7 protein-coding genes are annotated in these 10,290 nt (G+C 63.1%); 5 read left to right on the top strand and 2 right to left on the bottom strand.

From position 1 onward, the window contains the following. Positions 1-61 precede the first annotated feature (61 nt). A complete protein-coding gene (locus KJ624_05605) occupies positions 62-751 on the bottom strand; it encodes a response regulator transcription factor (GenBank protein MBU2009290.1) in 690 nt (229 codons plus the stop codon). After that, a complete protein-coding gene (locus tag KJ624_05600; protein MBU2009289.1) occupies positions 732-2,843 on the bottom strand; it encodes a GAF domain-containing sensor histidine kinase in 2,112 nt (703 codons plus the stop codon). The genes KJ624_05605 and KJ624_05600 overlap by 20 nt, the downstream gene beginning before the upstream one ends. 600 nt (positions 2,844-3,443) lie before the next feature. On the opposite strand from KJ624_05600, the gene KJ624_05595 reads away from it, so the two are divergent. The 5 genes from KJ624_05595 to KJ624_05575 all read left to right on the top strand — a co-directional run bounded on the left by KJ624_05595 (position 3,444) and on the right by KJ624_05575 (position 10,282). Next, complete coding sequence (locus KJ624_05595; GenBank protein ID MBU2009288.1) at positions 3,444-6,071, top strand: cytochrome c family protein; 2,628 nt, start codon at positions 3,444-3,446, stop codon at positions 6,069-6,071. Positions 6,072-6,263: 192 nt separating this feature from the next. Then, positions 6,264-6,653 (top strand): cytochrome c maturation protein CcmE, encoded by a 390-nt coding sequence (locus tag KJ624_05590; GenBank protein MBU2009287.1) that lies wholly within the window; start codon positions 6,264-6,266, stop codon positions 6,651-6,653. A 12-nt stretch (positions 6,654-6,665) separates the two neighbouring features. Further along, positions 6,666-8,606, top strand: coding sequence for a heme lyase CcmF/NrfE family subunit (locus KJ624_05585; GenBank protein ID MBU2009286.1), 1,941 nt, complete (start codon positions 6,666-6,668; stop codon positions 8,604-8,606). A 51-nt stretch (positions 8,607-8,657) separates the two neighbouring features. Continuing rightward, complete coding sequence (locus tag KJ624_05580; GenBank protein MBU2009285.1) at positions 8,658-9,071, top strand: zinc ribbon domain-containing protein; 414 nt, start codon at positions 8,658-8,660, stop codon at positions 9,069-9,071. Between the two features lie 80 nt (positions 9,072-9,151). Beyond that, complete coding sequence (locus KJ624_05575) at positions 9,152-10,282, top strand: hypothetical protein (protein MBU2009284.1); 1,131 nt, start codon at positions 9,152-9,154, stop codon at positions 10,280-10,282. The last annotated feature ends 8 nt before the right edge of the window (positions 10,283-10,290 follow it).

The raw sequence follows: 10,290 nt of genomic DNA, 5'->3' as shown, positions 1-10,290 counted from the left end.
GGAAGTGGTTAATAAGTCAGTAAAGATAGAGTTCCAATTAGTTACAGGGGGTAGAGGGGGACTAGGGGACGGACAGCCTGTAGCCCTGGCCCCACTCGGTGAGGATATAGCGGGGAGAAGAGGAGTCCTCCTCTATCTTGTCCCGAAGGCGCTTGATATAGACCTTGAGGAAGTCGCTCTCCCCCCGGTACTCGCTCCCCCAGACCCGGACCAGGAGGGTGGGGTGGGAGAGGACCTGGTTAGGGTAACGGGCCAGGGCGCACAGAAGCTTGTATTCGGTGGGGGTCAGCTTCACCGGCTTGCCGCGGACGGTTACGATGCGAGTGGCGTAGTCAATAGTCAGGTCCCCGCCGGCGAAGGGAAGTGCGGTTGCCTCGGGGAGGGGCACCGCCACCCGGCGCAGGACAGCCTTGATGCGGGCCATGAGCTCCAGGGAGCCGAAGGGCTTGGTGACATAGTCGTCGGCCCCCAGCTCCAGGGCCCTGACCTTGTCCTGCTCGTCCCCCTTTACCGTGAGCATGACCACGGGCACATCGGAGACCTGGCGGAGACGCCGCAGCACCTCAAAGCCGTTCATGCCGGGCATGGCTATATCCAGGAGAACGATGTCGGGGCTTTCCTCGGAGAAAACCACCAGGGCCCTCTCCCCATCGCCAGCAGCCGTCACCTGGGACTCCGGCCACTGAAGCTTGAAGCCCAGCTTCAGGGCCTGCACCAGGTCGGGGTTGTCGTCAATGATGAGAATCTTCATCGGAATGCGCCCTGGGCAAGGAGAAACTGAACACGCTGCCTTCTCCCGGCTCGCTCTCTACCCATATCTTACCTCCATGTAGTTCCACTATCCCCTTGGCGATGGCCAGCCCCAGCCCCAGCCCGGAAGGGCGCTGGCCGGAGGGGCCCCTGTAAAACCGCTCAAAGAGCTGGTCCCTCTCGGCCGGGGGGATGCCCGGCCCGGTATCCGCCACGGAAATCACTATCTTATCGCCCCGCTCCAGGGCGCTAAGGGTAACGCGTCCCCCTTCAGGGGTGTACTGGTGGGCGTTCACGAGGAGGTTGCCCAGGACCTGCTCTATGCGGCGGTGGTCCCCCAGGACCAGAAGGGAACCGTTGGGGATGGAGAGCTTCAGCTCCTGACCTTTCTGCGCCATCAGCGGCGCGAGGTTCTCCACCGCCTGCTCCATGACTCCTCTCAGGTCCAGTATATCCCGCTCCAGCTTCAACCGGAGGTTCTGGAGCCGGGTCACATCAAGCAGGTCGCTGACCAGTTTCTGAAGGCGTTCCGTGCTGCGCCGAGCGTTCTCCACCAGCATAGCCTGAGCCTCCAGGGCCTGGCCGCCGAGGGCAGGGGCGAGGAAGTCCAGGGAGGCCTTCAGGGAGGCCAGGGGGGTCTGAAGCTCGTGGGATATGTTGGCCAGGAACTCGGTTCTCAACTGGTCGGCCCGGCGCAGGGCCTCGGCCTGGCTGGCCTCCTGAAGCAGCCTCAGCTTCTCCAGGAGGGCAGAGGCCAGCCTGGAGAAGATACGGGCCAGCTCCAGGTTGGACGAGGAAAAGGCTACCCCCTCCCGGAAGGTTACGAGAAGCAGGCTGCCGAGGACCTGGCCCCGCGTCTCCAGGGGAACACAGAGAAAGGCCCGGGGCTCCAGGCCGCCCCTGGCCTCCAGGAGGAGGCGCCGGTTCTCAGCGGACAGGTTGCCGAGCAACCCGTCCACATCGGCAGGATTGCTGGAATATGCGGCCTCCCCCGTCTGGAATACCTGGCCCGCAATCCCCTCCCCCGGCCGAAGGGCTACCAGGGAAAGGGGCCGGAGGTCGTACCCGGTGGCAGCCCTGGCCCTTAGCCTCCCGCTGGGGGCATCCCAGAGGAACAACACAGCCACATCGGCGCCAAAGGTCTGCGCAGCGGTGGCCACCACCGAATACAACAGGGTCTCGGGCCCGGCCGTGGAGACCAGGGCCTCCGACGCCCTCACCAGGGACATCAGCTCCCGGGTCTTGGTCTCCAGCTTATGAATCCACTTCTCCAGCTGGGAGCGGGCTTTCTCCTGGAACTCCAGGCGCTCCCGGTTAGCCTTCTCCAGTTGGCGCTGTCTTTCCATCTCAAAGACGTTGAGCACCCGCACCAGGAAGAAGGCGATAACCAGCGCCGAGAGGGCCCGGAAGACCTGAGGGGGCATCCGGACCCACTGGAAGAAGGAGTCGTAGTTAAGGACCGATGCTGGAAAATAGTGCCCTTGAGGGACAATGAGGCCGGCGACAATGGCGTTGAAGAAAAAGGCCCCCGCCACCACAAGGCTGTCCCGGGCCCCCCGGAAATAGCCATGGCGGCGGAACCACCTCCTCTGTCCAGCCAACGCCAGCCCCGCCAAGAGACAACCCGGTAGATAGAGGAGATAGCGGGCCAGGATATCAGCACTTCCCAGCCATCCCTCCTCCAGGCCAAGGAAGGCCCCTGGCGCTCCTGGATGGCGCGGGACCACTGCCAGGAGCCATATCCCAAAGAGCCCCAGGGACATCCACCTCAGCCAGCGATAGCCCCCGGTGTTGACCGAAATCAGGCTCGCCCCAAAAAGGGCCAGGAAAAGGGTTGACACAGCCATGGCCAGGGTCCTTCCCACCCGCCAGGAGAAGGCCGCCGCCCCGGGGTCCCAGACCAGCAGCCCCATGTCCAGCCACTCCACCGCGGCGTGCACGATGCCAAAAGCAGCCAGGTACTTCAGGCTGGAGGCCAGGGGCAGGGCGGTAGTGCGGCGGGACTCCAGGGCCACCGCCAGGCCCATAACAAACCAGGCCAGCCCATAGACAAAGAAAACCAGAAACATCACTTGCGGGCTGATCTGTGCCAACTATCCCCCCATCTCCCGGCCCTGACCTGCCCTCTTTGCAGGATAGAGCAGGCAGATTATCTGCCCCCGGACATCTATTTCCAGAAGCGGGCCACCACAGACCCCTCTTCTTCGCCCAATGTTACTATTTTTGACTGGCCAGGACAACGAACCACCGCCCATTCCACAATGGAAATCGGGCCGATGATACTTGCCCTTCCCCCCACCCAAACCGCCATCGGCTAGTCCCAAAGGACTAGGCCCTTTCAGGGAAAAGTAGTCCTAAAGGACTACAAATATTGCCATGACATTGTGATGAATTGCTACTATAATTAACCTATGGTAACTTCTAGCTCTAACTCGTAAGGAGAGGTGACGGTGAAAGTTAGCAGGCTATTTCTAAGCGTGTTTGCGGTAGTTGTGCTTCTTCTGGTCGCCGATCGCGGGCTCTCGCTGGTCAGTGGCGGGCGGCTGGGGGCTATGGCCCCGGCTGGGTCCCCAGGGCCGGCCGGCGCTCTCGGGCCGGCGGGACCGTCCGGGCTCCCGGGTTCCTCCGGACCTGTCGGGCCGGCGGGGCCGTCCGGCGCGCCGGGAATCAGCACCGCTACGGTTGCCGGAACAGTGACCAACAGCTTGACCGGCAAGGGTGTAGCCGGGGTTGTTTTCACCCCGGACCCGGCCATCAGCGGCATCAGCATCAAGACTGACGACAACGGCAAGTACTCGGCTACCCTCCCTATAGGTACCTACACCCTTGCCGCCAAGGGAGACAACTTCACCGCCGCCACGATGGCAGTCTCGCTGGTGGCGGGGCAGACAGTTACTAAGGATGTGGCCCTGAAGCCCGTCAGCCCGGTAGCGGTCAGCGCCGGGGCAAACCAGACAAGCTCCCCCGGTGCGACGGTGACCCTGGCGGCCAGGGCGCAGCCCCTGGACGGCTCCCAGGTAACAGCCTACAAGTGGACCCAGACCGCCGGGGTGCCGCTCACCATCAGGGACGCCGATAAAGCGACCGCCGTGGTAACCATGGGCGACCTGGCGGCCTACAAGGCCGAGCTTTTCAAGAACCTCGAGACCCCGGACCGATGGGAAGTCCAGGCCATCAACCCCCATGCCCTGACAGCTGCACGGACGGCCACCTTCAAAGTCACGGCTACCTCCGGCAGCGGAAGCTATAGTGCCACGGTGAATGTGGCAGTGACCCTCCCATGGGTAGTGAACCCCGGCCTTGAGAATGTAGCCGTAGGAGTGCCAGTCCTGGTCCACGGCAAGGCTCAGCTGGCCTACGCCTGGAGCCTGACGGCCCCGGCCGGCTCCAAGGCGGCCCCGGACTCGCTGTCCGAGGCTAACCCCTACTTCACCCCCGACGTCCCGGGGAAATATACCCTGACCGAGAAGAACGGCGGGGCCACTATTAACATCTCCGCCGGCAACTGGGTAGGGGCCATCAGCGGGCAGGATGCCAATGGGCGGCCCCTGGCGGCGGCCTGCACAACCTGCCACAACGACAAGATAGCCAAGGACCAGTTCAAGGACTGGAAGAATTCGGGGCACGCAGAAATATTCACGCAGAACATAGACAACCCTGCGGGCCACTGGAGCACGAACTGTGCCTCCTGTCACACCGTGGGATACAACCCCGATGTGAAAAACAACGGTTTTGATGAGGCCGTCGCCGCAGAAGGCTGGCAGGTCCCGCCGCACGGAGACATTGGCTCATGGACGGCCCTGCTGACCAAGTATCCCAAGACGGCCCAACTGGCCAATATCCAGTGCGAGAGCTGCCACGGCCCGCAGCAGAGCCCGGCTCATACCCAGGGCGCTGCCCGGGTGAGCCTCTCCTCGGACGTCTGCGCCAGCTGCCATGGGGAGCCCCTGCGGCACAGCCGCTTCCAGCAGTGGGAGGAGAGCGGCCACAGCAACTTTGAGGCGGCCACCGCCAGGTCCACGTCAACAAACTGCGCTCGCTGCCACACCGGCCAGGGATTCCTGGCATGGATAGCACAGGACGATATGGCAAAGCCCCTCCAGGGCAAGGCCGCAACCGCCACCGCCACCGTGACGACGTCACCTTTCACGGCTACCAACACGGTCACCTTCACCAACAGCACAACGGGGGTGCTGGGCAAGTGGACCACCACGGCCGGTGCCGGGACGGTCACGGCGGCCAGCTTCAACGCGGTCAGCCCGGTCACAGGCACACTTGCGGTCAGCATCACCTGGACCGCCTCGGGCATCCAGTACTACTCTGGTAGCATAGCCGGCGCCAAGCTGACCGGCAACGCCACGGCGGAAGAGATGAGGGCCCTCGGGCTCACCGGGGACACCGTCCAGCCCCAGACCTGCGCGGTGTGCCACGACTCCCACAAGCAGGGCACCACCTCTGGAGACCCCAACACTGCCATGGTCCGCATTATGGATAACACCAAGATGCTGGCCGCCGGCTTCCAGGCGGAGGGGCTGGGCCGGGGCGCCCTGTGCATCACCTGCCACAACACCCGTAACAACCTGCACAACGAGGAGGTCGGCCCTCCTCCCAACTACCAAGCGCCTCACACCGCGGCCCAGGGCGACGTGCTCATGGGGGAGAACGCCTACTTCGTCGAAGTGGGTGCCCGCTCCCGCCACTCCTACATCAAAGATACCTGCGCCACCTGCCACATGGAGCTGACCCCACCCCCCACCGAGTTCAGCTACCAGGGCGGGGGAACGAACCATAGCTTCAAGGCCAGCAATGCCATCTGTGGCAACTGCCACGGCACCTTTGACGGCGGCACCCTCCAGGAGAGTGTAGAGGCCAGGCTCCATGAGCTGGGCCAGAAGATGGGCTACTACCTGACGAAGAAGCTTCCGGCCCGAACCTTCATCAAGGACTACACCCCCCACCAGTACGGCAGCAGATCGTACGATGTGAAGAGCGCCGCCGTGGCCGTGGACAAGACCAACATCGCCTCTCTTGAACCCACGGAGCCCCACGGCCAGCAGGGGTTCATCTTCAAGTTCAAGGCCCCGGTAACCTTCACCTATGCCCCCACCGGGGAAGCCCCTCACGTCGTGGTCCTCAGTGAAGCGGAGGTCCAACTGGCCGACATCACCACCGATGGGACCGCAGCGCTGATTCCGGCCTCTGACCCCCTGGTGAAGGCCGGCTGGAACTTCTTCCTGATTGAGGGCGACGGCAGCGAAGGCGTGCACAACCCCTCCTTTACTTTCGATGTGCTGAATGCTTCCATTGATGCCCTGAAGTAAACAGGACAGAGCATTGCGGCGTTTCCTCCGGCGGGCCCAAGGGCCCGCCGGAGTCGGTCTCTGGAGGCGGCAATGCCCTTCGCCCCGGGCCAGATGAGGAAGTCACCGGAACAATCCGGCGCTGAAGGGGGAGGCTCCGAGCCCAGGTTGTCCCCCAGGCCAGAGAGAGTTATAATATGGAGTGATTTCGCCATGAAGAAGTGGAAGTATATCCTTGGGGGGTTGATAGTCTTTGCCGCTCTGGGCTTTCTACTCTACCGGGGCTTCCAGGGCTCCGCGGTATATTACTATACCCTACCTGAGCTCCGCCAGAACGGGACGGACCTGGACGGCTCCCGCATCCGCGTAGCGGGGAATGTGGGCACCCAGACAATTTCCTGGGACGCCAGGACCCGCACCACCAGCTTCACCATCGTGGATGGTGAGGACCATTCCCTCCAGGTCGTATATGTAGGGGTTGTGCCCGATGCCTTCAAGGCGGGTGGGGAGGTGGTGGTGGAGGGGAAATACAGCATCTCCGGCCCCTTCGAGGCGGACCAGCTCATTGCCAAGTGCCCCACCCGATATGTCCCCAAGCTCTAGAACAGGGGCCGATTGGCTGACCTAGGCTATTTCTCCCTAGCCCTGGCCCTGGTGGTGGCCCTTTTCACACTCCTCGCCGCCCTTCTGGGGGCCAGGGGCAGGCCGGAGTTGGTGGCGGCCGCCAGGAATGGGACCTTCGCCCTCCTGGGCCTCACCTCCCTGGCCTCGGCGGTGCTGGCCTATGCCTTCATCAGCCATGACTTCAGCCTGGAGTATGTGGCAGCCTACTCCGCCAGGGGCATGTCCACCTTCTACACCCTGGCGGGCTTGTGGGCAGGCAACGAGGGCTCCCTGCTCCTCTGGTCCTGGGTCCTGGCGCTGATGGCGGCCGTTGTCCTCTGGCAGAAGCCGCGCCGGGACTTCCTTCCCTATATCCTGGCAGTGGTTGCCGCCAACCAGGCCTTCTTCCTTCTCCTAATGCTGTCCGTTGCCAATCCCTTTGAGCGGCTGCCCTTCGCCCTGGCCGATGGCCGGGGTCTCAACCCCCTTCTGGAAAATCCTGGGATGCTCTTCCACCCCACCACCCTGCTTGCTGGCTATTCAGCCTTCACCATCCCTTTCGCCTTTGCCGTGGCGGCCTTGGCCACAGGCCAGCTGGGTGAAGAATGGCTGAGGCCGGCTCGCCGCTACGCCCTGGTGGCCTGGCTCTTTCTGGGAGTAGGGAATATCCTCGGTGCCTGGTGGGCCTATGTGGAGCTGGGCTGGGGGGGATACTGGGCGTGGGACGCGGTAGAGAACGCCGGCCTTATGCCCTGGCTCACCGGGACCGCGTTCCTCCACTCCGCCATAATCCAAAGAAGACGGGGGATGCTCAAGGTGTGGAACATGGTGCTCATCATCGTCACCTTCAATCTCTGCCTTTTCGGCACCTTCCTCACCCGGAGCGGTGTCGTCTCTTCCATCCACACCTTCGGCATTTCCAGCCTGGGACCCCTGTTCCTGGGTTTCATCTTCCTCTCCCTGCTGGTCCCTGTCATCCTTCTCTACTGGCGACTGCCCTCCCTCAGGAGCGAGGACAGGCTTGACTCCCTGGTCTCCCGTGAGAGCAGTTTCCTCCTGAACAACCTTCTCCTTGTAGCTATTGCCTTCGCCACCTTTCTGGGGACGATGTACCCTGCCATCTCCGAGGCGGTGGGGGGGGTGAGGGTAACGGTAGGGCCCTCCTTCTTCAACCAGGTCAACGGGTCCCTCTTCCTCGTTTTCATTCTTCTTATGGGCATCTGCCCCCTTGTTGGCTGGCGGCGGGCCACCCCAAGAAACCTCCTGCGCAGACTTCTCATCCCTGCCACGGCCGCGGCCCTGGTGGTGGTCCTCCTGATCATCTGGACCAGGACGTGGTATGCCCTGGTGGGCTTCGGGGCATGTGCTTTTGTCCTGGCCACCATATTGCTGGAGTGGTTCCGGGGGGTGAGAGCCCGCCACCGCAAAGGGGAGAACTACTTTACTGCCTTCTTCCGCCTCCTGTGGGGGAACCGTCCCCGGTACGGCGGCTACATCGTCCATGCGGGCATCATCCTCATTGCCCTGGCGGTCATAGGCTCCTCCTTCTACAAGGTGGAGGCAGAGGACAGCCTGAACGTCGGGGAGAGCTTCCAGATAGGCAAGTACACGCTGCAGTATGAAGGCATGTCCACCTCTCCCACCGCCAAGAAGGAGGTGGTCTCCGCCACCCTCCAGGTCCTCAACAATGGCAAACCAGCGGGCATCATGGCCCCCGCCAAGACCTTCCATGTAAACTATGATAGCCCTGTGAGCGAGGTGGCCATCCGGACCGGGCCTCTGGAGGACCTCTACGTCATCTTTTTGGGGTCGGACCAGATAGGCGGGCTTGCGGCCTTCAAGGCCTACATCAACCCCCTGATGGTGTGGATGTGGATAGGTGGGTTCCTCTTCCTCCTGGGCAGTGTCATCGCCATCTGGCCCGAAAGGAGGCGTGCCCCTGTTCCGGCCTAGACTTTCTGGCGCGCGTGCTGCGGTCCCGGGCGGATTCGGTGAGGGGCTGAGATGATCTGGCTGCTGGCCGCCATCATCTTCCTGGCCGTAGGGGCCTACGTGACCTATCCCCTTCTCCACCCCCCACGGAAGAGAGAAAAAGAGGAGGCGGAAAGAGAACTCCTCTCCCGGAAAGACGCCCTTCTAAGCGCTATAAAGGAGCTCCAGTTTGACTACGAGCTTGGGAACCTCTCCCCCAAGGAGCACCGGGAGCTGGAGGAGAAATATGAGGCCAGAGCCCTTTCGGTCCTGCGGGAGCTGGACCATCCATCCCCCAGCAGGGAAGGGGAGGTAGAGAGGGAAATCGCCGCTCTGCGCCGGGCTGCAAAGGAAAAGCAATTCTGCTCCCGCTGCGGTGACAAAGCCGACCCGGGAGACAGCTTCTGCTCCCGCTGCGGTGCATCCCTGAAGGGAGGAAAGACTTGAGGACAACCGGGAGAGCCGGACCGCCCCCGGCGGGCGTTGAAAGAGGGACAAAGTCCCACTCCCAGCGATTAGGAGGGGGCTTGCTGGGGCTCGTCCTGGGGCTCGTCCTGGGGCTCGTCCTGGCCCTCCTTCTGTCCCTCCCCGCCGTGGCGGCAGGGGAGGGAGTGATTGACGGGAAGCTAGCCAACGGGACCCCCAGCGGCGGCTTTATAGGGGGCACTGAGCTCACCCTCCACATCTATGAGGGAGAGACAGAGAAGGGACAGGCCAAGGCCAACACCGATAGTGAGGGGCTTTTCCGCTTTCCCGGCCTCGACACCGGGCCAGAATTCAGCTACGATATCACCCTCACCTACCAGGAGGCCGACTACTCCACCGAGCGGGTGAGCTTTAAAACGGGGCCCACCCTACCCCTGGAAATAGCTGTCTATGATGCCACGTCCAGCCCCCAGGACATAAAGATTGCCCGGTCCCACACCATCATAACGACCCAGAACGGCGAAATAGAGGTGCTGGAGCTGTACATTGTGGAGAACACGGGCCTCCGCACCTATGTGGGGAGCCAGGCGGTCCCAACCCTGGACAGGAAGGAGACCATCCGCTTCTCCCTGCCCCAGGAGGCGGGGCTCATCCGCCCGCTGGCGGGCCTTATGGAGCAATACCTGGCCTTACAGCAGAGTGACCTGGTGGACACCACGCCCATACCTCCCGGGACCAGGCAGATAGCCTTCAGCTACCCCGTCCCGGGGCAGAAGAGCGTCCGCTTCCAGAAGAATTTTGACTTCCCCACCGATTATTTCAACCTTTTGGTGAAGGACCAGGGCTTCAAGGTAGAGGCCCAGGGCCTCTACCCGGCAGAGCCTGGGGACATCCAGGGTGTCCGCTACCTCCGCTATGATGCCCCTGACATCCCCTCCGGCGCCACCATCGCCTTCACCATCTCCGGCATCCCCACCGCGGGGACGGCGGCGGGGATGGGTGCCCTCCTGCAATGGGCCCTGGTGGGGGCCATGGCCGTGGCCCTGGGGGCCGGCCTGGTCTATTCCCTGAGGAGAAGGCCCGCCCCGGCCCGGGTCCCCGAGGAGTCCCGCAAGGACCTCCTCCTGGCCATCGCCAGCCTGGACGATGACTTTGAGGCCAATAAGGTCCCCGAAGCACGCTACCGCCGCCTCCGGGCAGAGCTGATGGCCCGCCTCCTCGGCTCCGGCTAAAGACAGGC

The organism is Chloroflexota bacterium (genome assembly GCA_018825785.1).
Taxonomy (GTDB): domain Bacteria; phylum Chloroflexota; class Dehalococcoidia; order JACVQG01; family JAHKAY01; genus JAHKAY01.
Note: the sequence above shows the minus strand (reverse complement) of the source record. Positions and strands in the feature narration are given on the sequence as shown.